This window comes from Mesorhizobium robiniae (assembly GCF_040545535.1).
Classification (GTDB): domain Bacteria; phylum Pseudomonadota; class Alphaproteobacteria; order Rhizobiales; family Rhizobiaceae; genus Mesorhizobium; species Mesorhizobium robiniae.
This window is the reverse complement of the sequence record NZ_JBEPMC010000001.1, coordinates 703,202-723,511: the sequence shown is the minus strand read 5'-3', so window position 1 is coordinate 723,511 and position 20,310 is coordinate 703,202. Positions and strand designations below refer to the sequence as shown.

Genomic DNA, 20,310 nt, shown 5'->3' with positions numbered 1-20,310 from the left:
CGGTTCCCACTTTTCGGGATCATGCCCTAGATCTGGATCATCACCTTACCGGCCTCGACTTTGACCGGGTAGGTCACGAGATTGACGCAGACGGGAGCCCCTTTGGCCTGGCCAGTCTTGTAGTTGAAGCGGCCATTGTGCTTGGGGCATTCGATGATGTCGTCCATGACCAGCCCGTCGGCCAGATGGGCCTTCTCATGCGTGCAAAATCCGTCGGTGGCGAAGAATTCGTCGTCAGGGGAACGGTAGATCGCGAAGGTGCGGCCACTATGGTCGAAGCGGATGACATCCTCTTCTTCGACATCGTCAACGGCGCACGCTTCGACCCAATCGGCCATTTCTATTTCTCCTGAAATTTCTGCATTGCAGCAGTGCGCGATGCCTATTCCGCCGCCGCCGACATATTCACTTCGTGGAACTCGCCACGATAGGGCCGCGCCGTCGGCGGCAGTTCGCGTTTGAGGAAATAGTCCTCATATTTAAGCTGCCTGAGCAGGACCGGCCAGACTTCGCGATAGGCATGCCAGATAGACGGGTTCGGCTCCGGCAAATCGTGCTTGATCAATTCATGCAGCCTGGGCAACGCGTGATAGGGCACCATCGGAAACATGTGATGTTCCACGTGGTAGTTCATGTTCCAGTAGATGAAGCGGCTGATCGGATTCATGTATACGGTGCGGGTGTTGAGCCGGTGGTCGATCACATTGTCGGCCAGGCCGATGTGCTGCAGCAGGCCAGTCAGCACCATGTGCCAGGTGCCGTAGAGGCGCGGCACCCCGATGAGCACCAGCGGTATCCAGGACTGCATGAAAACCGCGAGCGCGATCGTGGCGATGTAGATCGCGACATGCCAGCGCGCGGCGATGACGGCCCTGTGCTGTTCCATCTCGGGAACGTAGCTTTTCTCGTCGGGCGTCAGCTTGCCGAATGCTTGGCGCACCAGCGCCGGGAGCGAATAGCGAAAATCAAGGATGCCGGTGAAAGCGAGCGCTGCGCGCAAAAGATCCGGCGGGCGCATCACGGCGATCTCGGCATCGCGGCCGACGATGATGGTGTCGGTGTGATGGCGGGCATGGCTCCAGCGCCAGGTCACCGGATTGCGCATCAGCATGAAGCTGGCGATCTGGTAGACCACGTCGTTCATCCAGCGCGTGCGGAAGGCGGTGCCATGGCCGCATTCGTGCCAGCGCGAGTCGCTGGAGGAGCCGTAGAGCACGCCATAGACGAAGAAGAACGGCACGCACCACCAGGTGCCCCAGAAGTAAACCCCACCGGCAGCGGAACCCAGGATCGCGACGATCCAGATGATCGTATCGCGGATCGCCGGGCCGTCGGAGCGCTGCATCAATTCCTTCATCACCTTGCGGGGGACGTCGGTGTGGTACCATTCGGCCGAGGCCAATCCGGTTTCGATTGCCCTGCGTGTGCTCTCGCCGACCAGGCTGTAGTCGCGCTTCATCTTGTCAGCCATTGTGACCTCCAAATCCCGTGGGCCGCGAGCCCTCCCCGCTCCGGCCGGATCCAAGCTCCCAACTGGTGCCTCGCATCGACCTCATCACGACCTGCCTCCGAGAACCGGAAAATTGCCTGACGGCGTCGGATAATCCTGCTGCGGCTGCGTAGCGATGTCAGCGATCCGGCTTTCAGCGGCAGCGATATCGCCGGCGCCGTCGAGAACCCGCAACACCGCATTGTAGGAGCGGCTTTCGCCATGCTCCAGCCAGATCATCTCGCCGCGTTCGCGCGCGGCCAGATTGCCTAGCACGTGATGCGTCGACGGCTCGATGCCCAGCGCATAGTGTCCGGCCTGGAAATTCTGCCACTCATAGGCACAAGGCAACTGGTCCTTGCGAGTGACGACTTCGAGACCAAGGCCAAGACGGTCGTTGACCACCGCCACCGGCACCTCGCCCTGGGCGTCGGCGCCGAGTTCGTGCTGCCAGACCTGCTCCCTGAAACCCAGTTGCGGCGCCGGCACGGTGCGGTAACCAACCTTCTGCGCCTCGTAGCGCTCGCCGGCATGTCCGGCCCATACCACATCGCGGATCGGCGCCAGATAGCGCGAGCCCTCGTCGAGTACCGGGTGGCTGACATTGATGTGGTAGAAATACATATGCGGCGTGCAGTTGAAGCCGTGATTGACGACCCGATCCGAAAGCCGGATCTCGTTGCCGCCGACATCGGCCTCGATCCGCCGCAACAGATGCAGATCCTCGCCGAACACCGTCGACTGCTGGACGATCGCCTCGGCCCACAGCACGCAGCGGTCGCCGTCCCACGCCTCGCCGTGGCCGGTCAGCCGCGCCGGGATGGTGCTGACGCGGCCATGCAGCGAATGGCGCACCGTCTTCTTCGCCGGATAATTGTAGCTGTCGGCCGGCACTTCATCCATGAACAGGATATGGTCGAGGCCACAGGTCAGCAGCAGTCCGGAAAATGACCGCGCCCAGGCCAGCCCCTCCTCGCCTTCATACTCGTGCAGGCCGGGATGGCGGAAGCCACTCGGCGAATGCCAGCCGATCGCCTGCCCCTTGAAGTCGCAGTCGGCAATATCGAGTGCCCGGTCGACGAGCGCGGTGAAGCGCAGGCCTGAGCCGGTGCGGAATTCGAGCATGCGGATGCCGCGCTCGACGCCGTCGCCAAGCGTCATCAGCCGCACGCCGGCGAATTGCGACAGCATGCCGGAGCGCTCCGAGACCTGCCGGCGCGAAAGCGTCTTGCCGTAAAGCTCTACCATGTGACGGCCAGTTCCTTCACTTCGCTCTCGTCTCCTTGAGCAGGGCCGACATGTCGGCGCCGGTGATGATGCTTTCCACCGTCAGCAGATCGGTATCGGCGACCGTCTGCTCGGCGACGATCTCGCCGCGGCGCATGACGATGATGCGGTCGGCGACCTGGAAGACATGGTGGATGTTGTGGGTGATCAAAAGCACCGAATGACCGGCCGCGCGCACCTCCTTGACGAAGCGCAGCACGCCATGTGTTTCCTCAACGCCGAGATTGTTTGTCGGCTCGTCGAGGATGATGACCTTGGCGGCAAACTGCATGGCCCGCGAAATGGCGATCGACTGGCGCTCGCCACCCGAAAGCGTGCTGACCAGCGCATCGGCGTCGAGCTTTTTCGAGATGCCGACGCGCTTCAAAAGCGCCGATGCGGCGTCGCGCAATTTGGCGAGGTCGAGCGGCGCGAACACGCCCAGCCATTTCAGATTGACCGGCTCGCGACCGAGAAAGAGATTACGCGCAATGCTGAGATCCGGCGCCAGCGACGTGTCCTGGTGGATGGTTTCGATACCGAGATCCATCGCATCGCGCGTCGAGCGGATCGAGACTTTCTGGCCGCGCACATAGATGTCGCCGCGGTCGACGGGAAACACGCCTGAGATCGCCTTGATCAGCGTGGATTTGCCGGCGCCGTTGTCGCCCAATAAGGCCACCACCTCGCCCTCATTGAGTGTGAAGGAGGCGCTCTTCAGGGCACGGACGCTGCCGAAGGACTTTTGCAGGTTCTGCAGCCGAAGCACTTCCATGATCAGCTCCTTGCGGCGTTCTTCTGCAGCAGAGCGTGCAGGATGAGCATGGCGAGGATGATGACGCCGACGAAGATGTTGTAAGCGAGCCCCGGCACGCCGATCAGCACAATGCCGTTGCGGATGGCGCGCAGCATCAGCGCGCCGACGATCGTGCCCAGGATGGTACCCCGCCCGCCGGTCAGCGCCGTGCCGCCGACCACCACCATGGCGATCACTTCGAGCTCGTATCCGGTGCCGGCCACCGGCGAGGCAGCCGAGATGCGGAAGGCGCTGATCATGCCGGCCAGACCTGCCAGCACCGAAGTCAGGATGAACAGCCAGATCTTGACCGCATCGGCCGGCACGCCGCGCGCCACCGCCGCGTTGCGATTGGAGCCGATGGCGCTGATCCAGTTGCCGAGCTTGGCGTAGTGCAACACGTAGATCGCCAGCAGCGACAGGCCGACGAACCACCACAGCGAGGTGTAGAACCGGAACGAGCCGATGTTGAAACTGCCGGCCAGCAGCGTCACGAAGAAGCCGGGCTGGTCCCATGATTTCAGCGGAAACCCTTGCGTGATGTAGAGCGCGGCACCCCGCACCACGAGCAGCATCGACAGCGTGACCAGGAAGGAAGAAATGCCGATCTTGGTGACGATCAGCCCATTGATCGTCCCGATCGCCACGCACAGCAATAGCCCGGCCAGAAGCGCCATGCCGATGTCAACCTGGCCGCTCTGCACCAAAAGCATGACCACGACTGGCGCCAATCCAAACACGGCCCCGACCGAAAGGTCGAACTCGCCTGCGGTCAGAAGCAGCGTCATGCCGAGCGCGATAATGCCGAGTTCGGGCAGAAACGCCATCATGTTGGAGATGTTGAGCGGCGACAGGAAATTGGCGTCGGCGATGGCGAACACAGCCAGCAGCACGACGAGGATGACGAGCGAGGAGAATTGCGGCGAGCGGATCAGGCTCGACCTGCGCTTGACGCCCGGCATTTCCTCTTCTGCGGCAATTGTCATAACGGTTTGAACCATACCTTGGAGCGACGCCCGCCGCCTGCGCGGCGGACGTCAATTTCCATCACTTGTTATAGAGTTTCAGGATCGGCTCGACGCTTGTCGCGTCGTAGAGGCTGAAGGTGTGGATGTCGTAGCCGATCGGTTCACCCGAGGCGGCAAGGCCCAGCAGCGCGACCGGCATGAAGCCCTGCGCCGACGGGAACTGCCAGGCGGCCGCGTTGACGAAGCCGGCCTTGACGGCTTCGGCGGTTTCCTTGGAATTGCCCCAGCCGACGACCGGGATCTTGCCGGCCGGCACGCCGGCGCCGTCGAACACCCGCTTGATGCTGGCCGCCACGGAATCGCCGAGCGCGATGATCGCCGGCGGATTGTTGGCCACCATATAGTCGGTCATCTTGGCGATGATGCCGGCCGGGTCCGTGCCGCAATCGACCACGTCATACTTGATGCCGAGCGGATCGAAGACGCTGGCGATACCTTCGGTCTCGAGCTGCTGGTAACTTGCGCCCGGCACCTCCACCGGCAGGAATACCTTGTCGCCCTGCTTCACCATCTTGTTGTCGACCAGGTACTTGGCCCAGATGGCGCCAGCTTCCTTGAGGTCGGCACCGACATAGGCCTGCCGCCCAGTTGCCGGATCATCGGTGTTGAAGAACACGATCGGGATGCCCGCAGCCTTGGCCGCCTTGACCTCCTCGGTCCACAGGCCGGGCTGCGCCGAGGTGGTGCCGATACCGTCGGGCTTGGCGGCCAGTGCCGAGTTGAAGGCCTCCTTCTGCGCCGCCATGTCGCCACCGCTGAAGGATATCTTGCAGGTCACCTTGAGCTGGTCACAGGCTTTGGTGGCGCCGGCATTCCAGTCGAGCCAGAATGCATCCGATGGGCCGCCATGCGACAGGAGATAGAACGTCTTCTGGCCGTCCTGTGCCTGCGAGCTGAATGCGAGGCTGGCGAGTACCGTCGCGGCCGCCGCCAGTTTCAATCCGAATTTCAACATTTCGCTTCCTCCATTGTTGGTTCCTCCCGGCCGAATGCGCCGCCGCATGGCGGCGACGCAGGACCGCTGTCAGAGGCCGTTGGCGCGGAACTTGCCGTCGAGGAATTTCTTGGCCCGCGGCACGTCGTCTTCCGAAAGATGCTCGATGATGACCGGGATGTTCGGGTGCTTTTCGGCAAGCCGCTTAAGATAGAGATCGTAGTTCAGCGAACCTAGGCCGGGCGCCGGCAGCTCGATCTCGCCGACACCGCGGAACGTGTGGCTCTCCAGCGCGTCCTCGTCGCCGATATCGGCATGCTTCTCCGACTTGTCGCCGCCAGAGCGCTTGACGTCCTTGGCGTGCGCGATCTTGATCTTGTCGGTCAGCGTGTCGAACACCTGGTTCAGGATCTGGTCCATCCTGTCGATGTTATGGGTCTCGAAATAATTGGTCGGATCCATCAGCAGGCCGAGGCCGGGATGATCGACCTGCGCGAACATCTTCACCGTCTCCTCGACCGAGCCGACGACATTGTTGACATAGGTTTCGAGCAGGAACACTGCGCCGTGGTCGTAGGCCGTCTGGGCGAGGTCAGCGATGACCTTGCGGCATTCCTCGAAACCTTCCTCGGTCTTGTTTTTGGGGTGGTGGACCCAGTCGGACTCGGTGTTGTAGGTGCCGGTTTCCGAGATCACGTAAGGCGAGCCGAAATCGCGGGCACTGCGAATGATCTCCTTGAGATAGCCGACGCGCTTCTCGCGCTCTGTCTTGTCCGGATGGATGATGTTGGTGTAGCCCGACACGCAGCACACCGGCAGATTGTGGTCGCGGAAGGTGTCGCGAACAGTCCGGGCCTTGTCCTTGGTGATCTGCCCGGCCGACAGATCGACATCCTTGAAATGCAGGTCGAGCTGCACCGTGTTGAAATCGAGCGCGCGGATCTTCTGCGCGGTTTCCTTGAGGCTGTACGGGAAATAGCCCGTGAAAATACCTGCCTGCATCATGATGTGAAATCCTCCCTGTAAGTGATTCAGTTGATTGAGTTTGTCGAGATTTCGGAAAGCTTGACCGTGCGGCCCTCGTCGATCGAGCGGTAGCCGGCTTCGATCAGCGCCATGGTCTTGACGTTGTCGGCGACGGAGAGTGCAGGCGGCTCACCCGTCTTCACCGCGTGCTGGAGCTGCTCCATCACGCCGATGAAGGCGTGCGGGAACCACATCGTTTCCCAGCTGGGTGTCACCCATTCGCCGCCGGTGGTCTCGGTCGAGGCATAGGTCAGCGTCGAGGCAGCGCCCGTCGGCCAGCCGATCGTGCCCTTGGCGACGCCCTTGGTGCCATCGACGCGCCAGTTGATGTGCTGGTCGTCCTTGTAACCGTCCTGGCGCGGGCCGGACCAAACATCCTCCAGCGACACGGCGAGCACGCCGGAGGGAAACCGCAGCGTCGACACGGTGATGCCGTCGGAATGGTCGAAGCGGGTGCGCGGGTCCTTGCGGGTCAGCGTGGTGATCTCCTGGGGATCACCGAACAGGAAGCGCAGCACGTCGAGGTGGTGGACGCTCATATTGGCGAGCGTCAGCCGGTCGTAGTCCTCGAGGAAGCTCTGCCAGTGCGGGATCGCGTGCATGTCGATCTGCGCGAAGACGATGTCGCCGAGCGCGCCGCTGTCCATGATCTGCTTCAGCACGCGCATCGACTGGTCGTAGCGCATGTTCTGGTTGACCGAGAGGACCTTGCCGGCCTTGGCCGCCTCGTCGCGCAGCTCGATTGCATCCTTGAGTGACAACGCCAGCGGCTTCTGCGCCAGGATCGCCTTGATGTGCTTTTGCTTCAGCGCATGACGGATCAGCGCCGGCTGCTGGTCCGGCGGAAAGGCAAGGTCGATGATCTCGACATTTTCGTCCTCGATCAACTGTTCCGGCGTGTCGTGGACGGTCGGGATCTCCCAGCGCCTGGCGACCTTCTCGGCGCTGGCTTTGGTCCGCGAGGCAATCGCTACCACCGGAAAGCCGGCTTCCTTGTAAGCGGCAAGATGGCATTCGGCCATGATCATACCGGCGCCGACGCAGCCGATTTTGTACTCCCTGGTGCGGACCTTCACGTCCGGCTCGAAGTCGTTGCCCGCTATTTCTTCGCTTGCCACATGTTCCTCCCGAAGCTCGTTTCTTAAAACCGCTGTCATCGTGCCAGCGCTCCGCCGCTTTGGCCGAAATAATGCACTCTGGCCGGCTCACAGGATATCGCCACCATCGCGTCCGGTTTGATATCAGGCTGGCCGCGCAACAACGCCCTCAGCCGCGCCTGCCCGGCAGCGAGCGTCATCACGGTATAGCCGCCAAGCGGCTCGACCTCGAACACTCGTGCCGGGCGGCCCGCGCGCCCAACCGACATTCCCTCATGCGATATTTCCCCATCCAGCCAGGGCTGGACCTTGATATCTTCCGGCCTGAGCCCGATCTCGACGGCATCGGCCGGAGCAGCCTTGTCGGCGATACGGATCGCGCCTTCGGCCGCCTCGACGCCGCCCTCGCTGCGCACCGACTTCAAGATATTCATCATCGGCGAACCGAGCAGCCGCGCCACATAGGTGCTGGCCGGGCGATCATAGATCTCGGCCGGCGCGCCGATCTGCCTGATCTTGCCATTCTCCAGGATGGCAATGCGGTCGGCGACCGACATCGCCTCTTCCTGGTCGTGCGTAACATAGATCAGCGTCTTGCCGAGCTCGCGCTGGATGCGCTTCAGCTCGACGCGCGTCTCTTCGCGCAGCCTGGCATCGAGTGCCGAGATCGGGTCATCCATGAGATAGGCGGCGGGATCGCGCACCAGCGCACGGGCGATCGCCACGCGCTGCCGCTCGCCGCCCGAAAGCTGCGCCGGCGGCTTGTGCAGGATGTGGCCGATATGCAGCTTGGCCGCGGCGTCGGCGACACGCTTTTCGATATCGGCCTCGGCGACCCGGCGTTCGACCAGGGGAAAACGGACATTGTCGCGCGCGGTCATATGCGGAAACAGCGCCAGGTTCTGGAACACCATGGCGACATTGCGCTCGGCCGGCGACACGGTGTTGACCGGCCTGCCACCGATCAGGATTTCGCCCGAGTCAGGCGTTTCCAGTCCGAGCACCAGACGCAGCACCGTCGACTTACCCGACAGCGGCGGGCCGAAGAAGCAGAAGAACTCATTGTCGTTGACCGTGAACGAGGCGTCGTCGACGGCGAGCGTGTTGCCGTAGCGTTTCGTCACATTGCGGAAGACGATATCAGCCATGGTCTCAGCCCGCTTTCATCGCCAGGCCGGTCGCGGCGTCGAAGACGCGCACCGACTGCGCGGCCGGCGCTACAACTGCCGTTTGTCCGATCGCCAGCCCGACATCATTGTCGAACACCCCCTTCACCGCGCTCTCGCCCTGGCCGAGATGCACGATGGTGCGCGCGCCGATACGCTCGACGAAAGTCACCGGCAAGGAGAGACCTTGGCCGCCTTCAACCAGCGTCGCCTGTTCCGGTCGGAAGCCGTAAAGCACATCGCCTTGCGCGCGCCGCACCGCGGCAGCGACTTCGTCCGGCAGCGGCGGCGTCGCGCCAAGCGGCCCGAGATCGACGACCAGGCCCCGGTCGCTTTCCGCTGGCCTGCCCTTAAGCAGGTTCATGCCCGGCGCACCGATGAAGCGGGCGACGAAGACATTCGCCGGATTGTTGTAGACCTCGAGCGGTGTGCCGACCTGCTGCAGCACGCCATGGTCCATCACCGCGATGCGGTCGGCCATGGTCATCGCCTCGAGCTGGTCGTGGGTGACATAGACCATAGTCTGCCGGAACTGACGCTGCAATTGCTTCAGTTCGGTCCGCATCACCGCGCGGAAGGCTGCGTCGACATTCGACAGCGGCTCATCAAGCAGAAAGATCGCTGGCTCCATGATCGCCGAACGGCCGATCGCCACGCGCTGCAATATGTTGACCGACAGTCGGTCGGCCTTGCGGTCGAGCAGCGGCGTCAGTTGCAGCATCTCGGCAATGGCGCCGACGCGGCGGTCGATCTCAGCTTTCGCAGCGCCCCGCATCTTCGGCCCGTAGGCGAGGTTCTGGCGCACCGTCATATGGGTGAAGATCGCGTAGTTCTGGAAGACGAAGCCGACGCCGCGCCGCCCCATCGGCACGCCGGCCATGTCGCGCTCACCGAACAGGATTTTGCCGCTGGTCGGCTCTTCCATGCCGGCGATCATGTTCATCGTTGTCGACTTGCCGCAGCCCGACGGTCCGAGCAGCGCCATGAACTCGCCATCGGCGATGGCGAGGTCCATTGTCTTAAGAGCGGTAAAGTCGCCGAACTTCTTGACCAGGTTCTGCAGATGGATCGCGCTCATGCCGGCACCTCGCGCGCTCGGGCCATGCGCTTCATGGCAAAGACCGCGGCGATGGACAGCACGATCAGGATGGCCAGCGCGATCGCCGCGACATAACCCCAGATCAGGTCCTGGGTGGTAAGCTTGTAGATGTAGACGGAGATCGTCTCGGTGGCGACGCCGGGGCCGCCACCGGTCATGATGTAGAGCGTGTCGAATATCTTGAAGTTCTCGATCACACGGATCGCTAGCGCGATGATGATGATCGTCTTCATCTTCGGCAGCACGATGGTGACAAAGCGCTGCCAGGAATTGGCGCCAAGCAGCGTCGCCGCCTTGATCTGGTCCTCGGGCACGCCGACCAGGCCGGCAAGCAGGATGAGGAACATCAGCGGCGTCCACTGCCAGATATCGGCGACCATGACGGCGATGAGCGCTAGCGTCGGGTCCGAAAGCCAGGCGATGGTGACGGGGAAGCCCGATATCGACGACAGGATGTCGTTGACCGGTCCACCCGACTGGAACAGCATGAAGAACATGTAGCCGGCGACAGCAGGCACCACCATCATCGGCATCAGCAGGATCGAGTAGAATATCCGCTTGCCCGGAAACTCGTCGGCAAACAGCGTCGCCAGCGCCAGTCCGAGCAGAAACTCGACGGGCACGCAGACAATCATGACGATGGCCGTGCGCTTCAGCGCGCTCCAGAAGCGCGCGTCGACGGCAAGGTCGGTGTAATTGGCGAAATTGTTCCACATCGACCAGGCATTCCACCAACCGGTGCCCGAAAGCGGCGACCAGTCGGTCAGGCTGATGTAGAGCTGCATGAGCAGCGGGAAGACGGCGATGAACAGCACCAGGATCTGCGCCGGCAGCGTCAGCCGGAAGCCGAGCTTTGCGCCTTCGTCCCGCAAGGTCGGCTTTGCCTGGACGGCCTCCATCACGTCCTCCGAAATCGTCGCAGTCACCGTGCTCATTGCTTGAGCGCCCCGAAGGTCAGCCCGCGCACCAGATGGCGCTGGATGGCGATGCCCATGATCACAGGCGGCACCGCCGCGATCAGGCCGAGCGCCGCCTTGGCGCCGTAGAGCTGTCCGGTCATCGAGGAGGACAAGGACGCCATATAGACCGGGATCGTCACCCATTCTCGCGTCGTCAAAAGCAGCGCGATCAGATAGTCCGACCAGTTGAGGATGAAGACGAAGAGCGCGGCGCTGGCCAGCGGCGCACGCATCATTGGCAGCGTTATGCGGGTGAAGACGCGCAGCCGCGAGCAGCCCTCGACCAGCGCCGCTTCCTCGATCTCGCGCGGCATGTCGTCGAAGAAGGTCTTCATCAGCCAGAAGGCGAAAGGCAGTGTGACGATCCCATAGATCAGCGACAATCCCCACCAGCTGTCGGTGAAGTTGAGGAAGGCCCACATGATCATGACAGGCGTCATCACCGCCATCGGCGGAAACAGGCGCAACTGGATTAGCGCTAGCGGCAGGTTCTGGCCCGAGCCGAAGCGCGACAGTCCGTAGGCGGCTGCCGTGCCGGCCGACATGGCGATTGCCGTGCCGAACGTCGCAGACAGCAGCGACGACAGGATCGGTTTCAGCGCGGTGCGGTCGAGCGCGACGATCAGATTGTTGGTCGATTCACCGAAGACGAAGCGGAAATTGCTGAGCGTCGGGTTCTTCGGCCACCAGGTCAGATCGGCGCCGGTCGCCGACCATTCGGCGATCGGCTTGAAGGCCATCGACACCATCCACAGGATCGGCACCAGCGTCACCGCTATTGCCGCAAGGATCGCGGTATAGCGGAATATCTCGAAGGGAACTGAACGCTTCATCTTGCAGCTTTGCTGGAGTCATCGTTTGCGGAGGGGAAGAGCAATCACTCCTCCCCTCCCATTGGATCCTGGGAGGAGGATCAGCTGACCGGATCGAGAACGGTGGGCCACGCCTCCTTGTTGGTCTTGATGGCTTCGAGAAGCTTTTCCTCGCCGGTGCGCCGCGCGATCTTCTTCCACTCGGCTTCGGTGTCGGCCATCGCCTGCTCGGCGGTCTTGGCCTTGGTCAGCGCTGCGACGAGGTTCTCGTCCAGCGCATTGTGGAACGCGGTGGCGCCGGGATAGTTGATGCTCGGCACGGTGCGGGCGACCGTCTCGCGCACCACATCCATGTGGTAGGCGTGATAGGTCTGGCGGACCAGCGGATCGGAAAAATCCGACAGCCGGAACGGGTCGAAATAGCCGCCCGGATTGGCCGTCATCCAGGCATAGATGCGGCTCGATCCCAGCCATTGCAGGAAGAGGTAGCAGGCCTCGGGATGCTTGGCCTGCGAGGACACCGACGCCGAAAGATTGAGCCACAGTACCGAGCGACTGATCAGCTTGCCGTCGATCTCGCGGCCGGGCGGCAGCATCGAGCCGATCTTGCCGGTGACAGCTGAATCCTTGTTGCCGGCATTGTCGAGGAATTTCGGCAGGTTGGAGAAGGCGCAGGTCATGGCGGCGCCGCCCTTTGCGAAATTGCCATACTGCTCCGGCCAGCCCCATGAGATCGCATCCGGCGAATGATGGACCAGCGATGCGATGTACTCGTTGGTCGCAGCAATGCCTTGCTCGGAATTGATCAGTGGCTTGCCGGTATCGTCGAACAGGAACTGATTGGGCGATGCCATTGAGACATAACGCTGATACCAGTTGGTGTAGCCCCAGCCCTGGTTGCGCAGATCGGTCGAGCCGAACAGGCCCTTATCCGGGCGCTGGAAGAAGGCCGCGATCTCGTCATGCTGCTTCCAGGTCTTCGGCGGCGCCAGTTCGTAGCCATGCTTGTCCGAGAAGGCCTTCTTCTCTGCCGCGTCGCCGAACAGATCGGTGCGGTAGACCCAGGTCTGGAAATCGCCGTCCAGCGACACGCCATAGGTCGAGCCGCGATACTGATTGAGCAGCGACACGCCCTTGGCGCCGTTGACATAGCCGCGCTCGGGATCGTCCCATTCGGGCTTATGCTGGGCGACGAAGTCGTCGAGCTTCAGGATGCCGCCGGTCTCAGCGAGATCGCCGAGGCGGTTCCACTCGACAGCGTAGATGTCGTAGGCCCCACCCTTGGTGGAGATGTCCTGCATCGTCTTGGTGAATTCCTGGCCGTTCGGCACACCGACGATTTCGAGCGGGATGCCGGTTTCCTTTTCCCACAGATCCTTGATCGACGGCGCGCCGGCCGGAAACGGCTGCGTCAGCTGGCCGATCGAGCCGTCGGACAGGCCGAGCACGATCTTGGCCGGCGCCTTGCCGGCACCCCTCATCGCCTTGGCCGCCTCGATGGCGCGGCCTTCCGGCGTATCGGAACCATATTGATAGCGCTCCGAGCCATCGAAGCCCGTCGGCCCGCCGATCATGCCCGGCGCCAGCGCATCGGCCGCATAGGCGCGGCCTGGACGGATAAATTGCGGGGCTATACCTGCCGCGGCCACGAGCACGGCCGCCTTTCCACCGGACGCCAGCAAACGGCGCCGCGATATGCGGATCAAATTTGACATTGGAAGTCCTCCCTCAGGGCCCTGTTCCTCCACGACCCTTATGATGGATATTGACGGCAGTATGCGAAGGCTGTCAACATCATAGATACTCAAAACACATCACAAGATCGCAAATGAGGGAGAAAATGCAGTCCACCGAGGTCATCCCATCGCGCCCGCTGCTTGAATTTGAGGGAAACACGCACCGCGCCGGCCCCTTCCCAGCCCGGCTCGACGATTTGGTGTAGCGCGCCGGCTTGCGCATCGGCTAAGGCCGGATACATCATTTCCCATCAGAATCGCGGATGGTGATGAAGCCGTCTTCCGATCCGTGCCATGCGCGATTTTGATGCGCCCGTAGCGCACTAGCAATGAGGTGATCGACTGTGCGGTCTACCCTGACAGACATAGCCCGCGAAGCTGGCGTTTCCGCCGCCACCGTCGACCGTGTGCTGAACAACCGCCCCGGCGTTCGGGCGCGCACGCGCGAAATCGTGATGGAGATGGCGCAGCGGCTTGGCTATATCGCCGAGAATTCGAACAGCCCGACCCAGCGCCCCACCTTGCCCGGCGCTGTCATACGGCTCGACTTTGCCCTGCCCGCCGGTACCAACTCCTTCATCAAGATGCTGCACCGGCATATCGAGGCGCAGGCGCAGGGGCGACCCGATCTCGACGTCCGCGTCGCCACGATCGAAGGCTTCAATCCGGACCGGCTCTCCCGGCTGCTGCATGATCTGCACGGCCAGACGCAAGGCGTCGGCGTCATCGCGCTCGACCATCCCACCGTCCGCGAGGCGATCCGCTCGCTGTCGACCAGCGGCGTCAAGGTCGTCACCATCGCGTCCGACATCCTGCATGTGCCGAGGGTTGCTTATATCGGCATCGACAACCGCGCTGCCGGCCGGTTGGCCGGCTATCTGCTCAATCGCTTCATGGGCACCGACCGTCCGGGCAAGGTCGCGCTGTTCGCCGGCTCGCTGTCCTATCGCGGCCATGAGGAGCGCGAGATGGGCTTCCGCCATATATTGACGGAGGAATCGCCCAATCTCGAGATCGTCGAGATGCGCGAGATGCTCGATGACCGGGAAAAGGCCTATTCGGAAGCGTCCGCCCTGCTGGACCGGCACCCGGACCTGGCCGCGATCTACAATGTCGGCGCCGGCAACACCGGCATCGCCAGGGCGCTGAAGGAGCGCGGGCGGGCGCTGTCGACCGTCTTTCTCGGCCACGAGGTGACGGAAGGCACCAAGGAGCTGCTGCTCGACGGCACGCTCGACGCGGTCATCGACCAAAACCCGCGCGTCGAAGCCCGCGAAGCGCTCAACACCCTGACCCATGCCGTCAGGGGCTTGCCCTACGAACTGCACCAGCCGAGGCTGCAGGTGATCTTCAGGGAAAACATCCCGGAGATCTGAATGGAAACTCTGGGATGGGAGAGCAACGCCGGACTGGCGCTGCCCCTCAATGTTGCCGTGCCTATTGGACAGCAGCGACTTCCGTATAGGCGCCGTCGACAAAGCTCTTGTCGACCCATTTGTCATAGTCGATCGAGCCTTTCAGCAACCCGGCGCCGGCCATGAACTTTTCCTCGCCCTTGAGTGCGGCGATCGCATCATCGGTAAGTTTGGGATCCTGGTAGAACAGGCCCTGGCTATAAGTCTTGCGGACGGATTTCTCCGACGATTTGGTCGCCTCGACAAAGGTCTTGATCGTCTCGTCGGAATGGGCGTCGGCCCAGCGCGCAATCTCGATATCGACCTTCAGCAGCCGCCTGACCAGGTCAGGATATTTCGCCGCGAAAGCGCCATTGACCGAGATGACATTCGGCACGTTCCATTCCGGATGGATGCTGGTGTCGTAGAGCACACGGGCCTCGCCGGTGTCGACCAGCTTGGCCGCCGTCGAGTCGGTCTCGACGATCGCATCGATGTCGCCGCGCAGCAGTGCCGGCCCTGACGCCTCGAAAGGAAGGTTCAGCCCTTCGACATCGCTGGTCGTCAGGCCGACGCTGTTCAGCGCCTTGCTGAAATTCGAATGGCGCACCGTGCCGGTAAGATAGGCCACCTTCTTTCCCCTCAGATCCTGTAGCGTCTTTAGCGGCGAGTCGGCCTTGACGATGATGGAGGAGCCACCTGCCTTCACATAGCTCGATACGCCGATCAGCTTGACGTCGGCGCCGGAGGCGGCGACGCGCAGCGCTGGATTGTTGCCGGTATAGGTGACCTCGATCGCTCCGGTCGCCAGCGCTGTCGTCGCCTCGGAACCGCCATTGAAGGTCACCAATTCGACCTTGATGCCGTCCTTGGCGAATTCCTTCTCCCACCAGCCATCCTGCTGGGCGAGGATGAATTTGAGATGGCCCGGCGCGGTGCTGCCGATGCGGATGACCTCGGGGTTGTCCCGCGCAAAAGCGGGGACGCCACCGAGCCCCACGATCACGGCGATGGCGCCTTGCAAGAGCAATCTGCGAACTGCATCGAACGGTATCCTGGACATCTGAAATTCCTTCCTGATTGGACGAATGGCCTGATTGGACGAACGGCCTGATTGGGATGGATAGCTGGCTTAAATGAGTGAGGTCTCGGACTGGCCCTTCCAGGCGGTTGCCCAGCGCTCGAACCAGACGAGCAGGTAGTTGACGACAAGGCCGATGACGGTGAGCGTCAGGATGCCGGCATACATGTCGGCCGTTTCCATCATCAGTTGCGAGTTCTGGATGAGGAAGCCGAGGCCGGATTTGGCGGCCAACATCTCGGCGCCGATCACCGCAAACAGCGAAGATTTTACGCCGAGCCGCGCGCCGGCGACGATCGAGGGAATGCTGGCCGGCAAGATGATCTTCCGGAACAGGTCGAAGTCGGACGTGCCCATCGAGCGTGCCGCCTTGATCAGCAGCGGATCGACCGACTTGACGCCGCTGATCGTGTTGACCAGCAGGAAAAACACCGAGGAGTAGAAGGTGATCGCCACCTTCGATTCCTCGCCGATACCGAGCAGAAGGATGAACACCGGCAGCAGCGCGAACTGCGAAGTGTTGCGCAGCGTCTGCACCAGCAGATCTGAGACCTTCTCGAACAGCGAATAGCGCCCCATCAGCAGGCCGAGCGGGATGGCAACGACCACGCCCAGCGCGAAACCAGTGGCCGCGCGTTGCAGGCTGATACCGATATGCTCGACCAGCACGCCCGAGGCGAGCAGATCCCACCACGCGACCAGCACCTCACTCAGCGGCGGGAAGAAGATGCGGTTCAGCCAGCCGAGCCGTGGCGCGATCTCCCAGGTGAGGAAGAATAGCCCGAGCAGCGGCAGGCCGTAGATGAAGGTGCCGAAGCCGGCTCCTCTCCTACGCCTGGCAGCCGGGCTGCGGGCCTTGATTGCCGGGACCCTGGCGGCGGCCACCGCTTCACCGGCTCCAGCAAACGATTGAAAGCCGCCGGCGGGGCCAAACTTTTCGGTCAGATAGGCCATGCCAAATCTCCTCAGTGGCTGAACGCTGGCGACAGCGTCCAATCCTTCTGTGCCTTGTTGACCTCGTCGCGCAGCACGTCCCAGACACGGGCGCGGTGATTGTTGAAGGCTGCACTGGCGCGGATGTCGCCGTCGCGCGGCCGCGGCAGGTCGATGTCGATGATCTCCTTGACCGTGCCCGGACGCGCGGTCATCACCACCACCCGGTCGGCCAGGAAGATCGCCTCATCGATCGAATGGGTAACGAAGATCACCGTGGTCTTGATCTTGCCCCAGATCCTGAGCAGCTCGCCTTGCAGGATCTCGCGGGTCTGCTGGTCGAGCGCGGCGAACGGTTCGTCCATCAGCAGCACTTCCGGGTTGCTGGCCAGTGCGCGCGCGATCGCCACACGCTGCTGCATGCCGCCGGAAAGCTGGTTGGGAAAGCGGTCCTCGAAACCGGCGAGGCCGAACAGCGCCAGAAGATGGCGGGCCGTGGCGGTGCGCTCGGATTTGGCGACGCCGCGCACCTCCAGCGCATATTCGATGTTGGCCAGCGCCGTGCGCCAGGGAAACAGCGCATATTGCTGGAACACGTAGCCGGTCTTCGGGTCCGGCCTGGTGATCCGCCTGCCATCGAGCTGGACGCCGCCGCTGGTCGCCTGCGTCAGCCCGCCGATGATATCGAGCAGCACCGACTTGCCCGACCCGCTCGGCCCGACCAGCGTGATGAACTCGCCCTTGCGGATGGCGAGATCGACGCCGTCGAGCACGGTGACGCGGTCGGTCGCCTCGCCGTCGACGGTGACGAATTGTCCCGGCTTGAGTTGGAAGGTTTTTTTGATGTCGCTGACGACAATACGGTCCATGCCTGCCTCCGGTCGCTCTATTGCGCCACGCGGATGCGGTGCGTCGGGTCGAATTGCGAGCCGCCCGCCTTGCCGCGCTTCCAGCCGAGTGCGCTTGCATAGCTGCCAAACAAATGACGTGCCTCGACTTCCGCCTCGCTGATGCCGGTCGGCCCTTCGGCGACCTCGGCCACATAGAGCGCATCGGTCGGGCAATAGATCTCGCAAAGGAAGCAGGTCTGGCAGTCTTCCTGACGCGCGATTATTGGCGCGCCATCCTTGGTCGCGTCGAAGACGTTGGCCGGGCAGACCTTGACGCAGATGTCGCATTCGACGCAGCGCGTGGCCGAGACGATCTCGATCATGACGCCAGCTCCGCCAGCCGATCGGGCGCCCCGGCGATGCGGAAATCATCGACGCCGGTGATGAGCAGCCGGTGTGCGAAGGCCGGGTTCTTGCCCGGAAGATCGGTGCGACGATGCATGCCGCGGCTCTCGCTGCGCTGAAGCGCAGCCGCCACCGACCAGCGCCCGGCAGCAGCAATCGACGCCGCCTCGCGCGTACGGATCCGCTCCAGCCCCTCGCCTTGCAGATGGTCGCGCACATCGCACCAGACGCTCTCCAGCCGCTCGCCGCTTTTTTCCAGGCCAGCGCCGGTGCGGAAGAAGTTCTTGTCGAGCGGTGTGGCCTCATTGCGCACGGCTTCTATCACTTCACCTGCAGAAAACTCGGCGCGCGGCGAAGCCGCCGAACGCAAGCCGGCCTGGCCGAGCGGCCGGACCTCGCTGCGGAACGCCTTGCCGCCGCGGCGCCTGGCATGGGTCGAGGCGCCCTTGCCGGCCCACCAGCCGCTGGCCAGCGCCCAGGACGAATTGACAGCGCCGCCGCCCGAAACCGCGCCGGTCATGATCTCGCGGCTGGCGGCATCGCCGGCGGCATAAAGGCCAGGCACGCCGGTGGCGCAGTCGTCAGAGACGATGTCGATGCCCCCGGTGCCGCGCACCGTGCCTTCGGCGCGCAGCGTGATGCGGAATAGCTCGGTGAAGGGGTCGATGCCGGCGCGGTCATAAGGCACGAAGCAGTTCGGCTGGCCCTGGCGCAGCCAACCTTGCAGCGCCGGCTCGGACTGGTCGAGCCGCGCATAGACCGGCCCCTCGATCAGCGCACGCGCCACTTCTTCCTCACGGTCGCCGATGCCATTGCGCAGCGGTTCACCAGTCGGACCGAGGATGGGCGAACCGTCCTCGCGGTGGAACGAGGCCCAGCGGAACGGCAGGCCCTTGTTCAGCGACGAGCCATGCGGCGCCAGCGTGTACTTGCCGGTGAATTCCATGCCCGAAAGGCTGGCGCCGGCTTCCGCCGCCATCAGGTAACCATCGCCGGTGAGACCGGTCGAGCCGAGGATGCGTTCGCGGAAAGCGCAGCCACCGGTTGCCAGCACCACCGCCTTGGCGTCGACACGCCAGTCGCGCTCGATCTGGCGGCCGACGCCGGCGGCACCCACGACCGCATCGCCGTCCGACAGAAGTTCGAGCGCCGGATGATGGTCGAGCACGGTGACGCCCGCCATCAGCACCCGGCGGCGCATGAAGCGCATGTAGTCCGGTCCGCGTAGATTGGCGATGTAGAGCCGCCCGTCATCCTCGCTCGGAAACGGATAGCCCCATTCGGAGAGTTTCAGGAGGTTGCGGTACGCCGTGTCGACGCAGCGCAGCATCCAGCGTTGGTCGGCGAGTTCGCCGGTGCGCTGCCAGCGCCGCTCAACCACCGCGTGCCGGTTGTCGCCAGGCGGCACGCACCAGGTGCCGGTGTTGGACGGCGCGGTGGCGCCGCTGGTGCCGAGATAACCCTTGTCGGCCAGCACCACGGTCGCGCCGTTCTCGGCCGCCGCGACCGCCGCCCAGGCGGCCGAAGGACCGCCGCCCAGCACCAGCACATCGGCGGTGAGGTGCAACCCTTCAGGCGCGGATCGGACGGCTGTGGCAGTCTTCGGCATGATCACTCGCGGAAGGGATTAGCGGTCAGCTAAGGCCGGCAGGTTCGGTTCACGCCGCCCTGGAGAACCACACCGGCTCGTTGCCAGCGCTCCATTTGATGTTGCAGCCGATCGAAGGCACCTGCTCAGCGGCCGGCGTTTCGCCCTTCAGCACCGTGTCGACCGCGGCGCGCAGATCGGCACCCGTCACCGGCTTGCCGTTGCCCGGCCGCGCTTCGTCGAACTGGCCGTGATAGGCGAGCCGCCGATCGGCGCCGAACAGGAAGAAATCGGGCGTGCAAGCCGCTCCATAGGCTTTCGCGGTCTGCTGTGAAGCGTCCTTGAGATAGGGGAAGCCATAGCCGAATTTTTCCGCCTCCTCGCCGATCCTGGCCAGCGTCTCCTCGGGACGCGCCTCATGGTCGTTGGCGTTGATCGCCACCACTTGCAGGCCCTTGCCGGCATAGTCGTTGGCGAACGCCGCGAGAGCCTCGCGGATCAGCACGACGAACGGGCAGCGGTTGGAGATGAAGGCAACGAGCAGCGCCGGCTTGGCGTCGAAATCGGCCAACCTGTGTAGCACGCCTTGCGCGTCCGGCAGCAGAAAATCGGCAGCCTTCGTACCAAGGTCGATAGGATTGGATTCTGTCTTCGGCATCGATGCGCTCCCT

General features: G+C 63.3%; 20 protein-coding genes. 1 reads left to right on the top strand and 19 read right to left on the bottom strand.

The annotated features are described in order from the left end of the window. Positions 1-26: 26 nt before the first annotated feature. The 13 genes from ABID19_RS03590 to ABID19_RS03530 form a co-directional block, all read right to left on the bottom strand. Positions 27-338: a MocE family 2Fe-2S type ferredoxin gene (locus ABID19_RS03590; protein ID WP_354488028.1), complete on the bottom strand. Its 312-nt coding sequence runs from the start codon at positions 336-338 to the stop codon at positions 27-29. Between the two features lie 44 nt (positions 339-382). Next, on the bottom strand, positions 383-1,471 hold the full coding sequence (locus ABID19_RS03585; RefSeq protein ID WP_354488026.1) for a fatty acid desaturase family protein: 1,089 nt from the start codon (positions 1,469-1,471) through the stop codon (positions 383-385). Positions 1,472-1,555: 84 nt separating this feature from the next. Next, positions 1,556-2,737: an aldose 1-epimerase family protein gene (locus tag ABID19_RS03580; RefSeq protein ID WP_354488025.1), complete on the bottom strand. Its 1,182-nt coding sequence runs from the start codon at positions 2,735-2,737 to the stop codon at positions 1,556-1,558. Positions 2,738-2,753: 16 nt separating this feature from the next. After that, entirely contained in the window at positions 2,754-3,536 is a 783-nt protein-coding gene (locus ABID19_RS03575) for an ATP-binding cassette domain-containing protein (RefSeq protein WP_435528687.1), read from the bottom strand. Beyond that, positions 3,533-4,537, bottom strand: coding sequence for an ABC transporter permease (locus ABID19_RS03570; RefSeq protein ID WP_354488024.1), 1,005 nt, complete (start codon positions 4,535-4,537; stop codon positions 3,533-3,535). Before ABID19_RS03570 ends, ABID19_RS03575 begins: the two co-directional genes overlap by 4 nt. Positions 4,538-4,598: 61 nt before the next feature. Continuing rightward, complete coding sequence (locus ABID19_RS03565; protein WP_354488023.1) at positions 4,599-5,534, bottom strand: sugar ABC transporter substrate-binding protein; 936 nt, start codon at positions 5,532-5,534, stop codon at positions 4,599-4,601. A 69-nt stretch (positions 5,535-5,603) separates the two neighbouring features. Beyond that, positions 5,604-6,518: a sugar phosphate isomerase/epimerase family protein gene (locus ABID19_RS03560; protein ID WP_354488022.1), complete on the bottom strand. Its 915-nt coding sequence runs from the start codon at positions 6,516-6,518 to the stop codon at positions 5,604-5,606. Between the two features lie 26 nt (positions 6,519-6,544). Next, positions 6,545-7,642, bottom strand: a complete 1,098-nt coding sequence (locus ABID19_RS03555) for a Gfo/Idh/MocA family protein (protein WP_354488294.1) — start codon at positions 7,640-7,642, stop codon at positions 6,545-6,547. A 50-nt stretch (positions 7,643-7,692) separates the two neighbouring features. Then, positions 7,693-8,784: an ABC transporter ATP-binding protein gene (locus ABID19_RS03550; RefSeq protein WP_354488021.1), complete on the bottom strand. Its 1,092-nt coding sequence runs from the start codon at positions 8,782-8,784 to the stop codon at positions 7,693-7,695. Positions 8,785-8,788: 4 nt separating this feature from the next. Beyond that, positions 8,789-9,880 (bottom strand): ABC transporter ATP-binding protein, encoded by a 1,092-nt coding sequence (locus tag ABID19_RS03545; RefSeq protein ID WP_354488020.1) that lies wholly within the window; start codon positions 9,878-9,880, stop codon positions 8,789-8,791. Then, positions 9,877-10,836, bottom strand: coding sequence for a carbohydrate ABC transporter permease (locus tag ABID19_RS03540; RefSeq protein ID WP_354488019.1), 960 nt, complete (start codon positions 10,834-10,836; stop codon positions 9,877-9,879). Before ABID19_RS03540 ends, ABID19_RS03545 begins: the two co-directional genes overlap by 4 nt. Further along, positions 10,833-11,693 (bottom strand): carbohydrate ABC transporter permease, encoded by an 861-nt coding sequence (locus ABID19_RS03535; protein WP_354488018.1) that lies wholly within the window; start codon positions 11,691-11,693, stop codon positions 10,833-10,835. The genes ABID19_RS03540 and ABID19_RS03535 overlap by 4 nt, the downstream gene beginning before the upstream one ends. 80 nt (positions 11,694-11,773) lie before the next feature. Beyond that, positions 11,774-13,387 carry an extracellular solute-binding protein gene (locus tag ABID19_RS03530; protein WP_354488017.1) on the bottom strand — a complete coding sequence of 538 codons (1,614 nt, stop codon included), beginning with the start codon at positions 13,385-13,387 and terminating at the stop codon, positions 11,774-11,776. Positions 13,388-13,752: 365 nt separating this feature from the next. Between ABID19_RS03530 and ABID19_RS03525 the strand changes: the two genes are divergently transcribed. Continuing rightward, a complete protein-coding gene (locus tag ABID19_RS03525; RefSeq protein WP_354488016.1) occupies positions 13,753-14,784 on the top strand; it encodes a LacI family DNA-binding transcriptional regulator in 1,032 nt (343 codons plus the stop codon). A gap of 61 nt (positions 14,785-14,845) precedes the next feature. Here ABID19_RS03525 and ABID19_RS03520 read toward each other — a convergent pair whose 3' ends face one another. The 6 genes from ABID19_RS03520 to ABID19_RS03495 form a co-directional block, all read right to left on the bottom strand. Next, entirely contained in the window at positions 14,846-15,865 is a 1,020-nt protein-coding gene (locus ABID19_RS03520; RefSeq protein WP_354488015.1) for an aliphatic sulfonate ABC transporter substrate-binding protein, read from the bottom strand. A gap of 69 nt (positions 15,866-15,934) precedes the next feature. Next, the gene (locus ABID19_RS03515) at positions 15,935-16,837 is read right to left on the bottom strand and encodes an ABC transporter permease (protein WP_354488014.1); all 903 of its coding nucleotides are present in this window, start codon (positions 16,835-16,837) and stop codon (positions 15,935-15,937) included. A gap of 11 nt (positions 16,838-16,848) precedes the next feature. After that, a complete protein-coding gene (locus tag ABID19_RS03510) occupies positions 16,849-17,685 on the bottom strand; it encodes an ABC transporter ATP-binding protein (RefSeq protein WP_354488013.1) in 837 nt (278 codons plus the stop codon). A gap of 17 nt (positions 17,686-17,702) precedes the next feature. Further along, complete coding sequence (locus tag ABID19_RS03505) at positions 17,703-18,029, bottom strand: ferredoxin family protein (RefSeq protein WP_354488012.1); 327 nt, start codon at positions 18,027-18,029, stop codon at positions 17,703-17,705. Then, positions 18,026-19,660: an FAD-binding protein gene (locus ABID19_RS03500; RefSeq protein WP_354488011.1), complete on the bottom strand. Its 1,635-nt coding sequence runs from the start codon at positions 19,658-19,660 to the stop codon at positions 18,026-18,028. Before ABID19_RS03500 ends, ABID19_RS03505 begins: the two co-directional genes overlap by 4 nt. A gap of 49 nt (positions 19,661-19,709) precedes the next feature. Next, positions 19,710-20,297, bottom strand: coding sequence for a thioredoxin family protein (locus tag ABID19_RS03495; protein WP_354488010.1), 588 nt, complete (start codon positions 20,295-20,297; stop codon positions 19,710-19,712). Positions 20,298-20,310: the final 13 nt, after the last annotated feature.

Excerpts from the sequence above, each read along its gene's own strand:
- ABID19_RS03590 (WP_354488028.1), bottom strand. The coding sequence starts at position 338 with ATGGCCGATTGGGTCGAAGCGTGCGCCGTTGACGATGTCGAAGAAGAG.
- ABID19_RS03585 (WP_354488026.1), bottom strand. The coding sequence starts at position 1,471 with ATGGCTGACAAGATGAAGCGCGACTACAGCCTGGTCGGCGAGAGCACA.
- ABID19_RS03580 (WP_354488025.1), bottom strand. The coding sequence starts at position 2,737 with ATGGTAGAGCTTTACGGCAAGACGCTTTCGCGCCGGCAGGTCTCGGAG.
- ABID19_RS03570 (WP_354488024.1), bottom strand. The coding sequence starts at position 4,537 with ATGACAATTGCCGCAGAAGAGGAAATGCCGGGCGTCAAGCGCAGGTCG.
- ABID19_RS03565 (WP_354488023.1), bottom strand. The coding sequence starts at position 5,534 with ATGTTGAAATTCGGATTGAAACTGGCGGCGGCCGCGACGGTACTCGCC.
- ABID19_RS03560 (WP_354488022.1), bottom strand. The coding sequence starts at position 6,518 with ATGATGCAGGCAGGTATTTTCACGGGCTATTTCCCGTACAGCCTCAAG.
- ABID19_RS03550 (WP_354488021.1), bottom strand. The coding sequence starts at position 8,784 with ATGGCTGATATCGTCTTCCGCAATGTGACGAAACGCTACGGCAACACG.
- ABID19_RS03545 (WP_354488020.1), bottom strand. The coding sequence starts at position 9,880 with ATGAGCGCGATCCATCTGCAGAACCTGGTCAAGAAGTTCGGCGACTTT.
- ABID19_RS03540 (WP_354488019.1), bottom strand. The coding sequence starts at position 10,836 with ATGAGCACGGTGACTGCGACGATTTCGGAGGACGTGATGGAGGCCGTC.
- ABID19_RS03535 (WP_354488018.1), bottom strand. The coding sequence starts at position 11,693 with ATGAAGCGTTCAGTTCCCTTCGAGATATTCCGCTATACCGCGATCCTT.
- ABID19_RS03530 (WP_354488017.1), bottom strand. The coding sequence starts at position 13,387 with ATGTCAAATTTGATCCGCATATCGCGGCGCCGTTTGCTGGCGTCCGGT.
- ABID19_RS03520 (WP_354488015.1), bottom strand. The coding sequence starts at position 15,865 with ATGTCCAGGATACCGTTCGATGCAGTTCGCAGATTGCTCTTGCAAGGC.
- ABID19_RS03515 (WP_354488014.1), bottom strand. The coding sequence starts at position 16,837 with ATGGCCTATCTGACCGAAAAGTTTGGCCCCGCCGGCGGCTTTCAATCG.
- ABID19_RS03510 (WP_354488013.1), bottom strand. The coding sequence starts at position 17,685 with ATGGACCGTATTGTCGTCAGCGACATCAAAAAAACCTTCCAACTCAAG.
- ABID19_RS03505 (WP_354488012.1), bottom strand. The coding sequence starts at position 18,029 with ATGATCGAGATCGTCTCGGCCACGCGCTGCGTCGAATGCGACATCTGC.
- ABID19_RS03500 (WP_354488011.1), bottom strand. The coding sequence starts at position 19,660 with ATGCCGAAGACTGCCACAGCCGTCCGATCCGCGCCTGAAGGGTTGCAC.
- ABID19_RS03495 (WP_354488010.1), bottom strand. The coding sequence starts at position 20,297 with ATGCCGAAGACAGAATCCAATCCTATCGACCTTGGTACGAAGGCTGCC.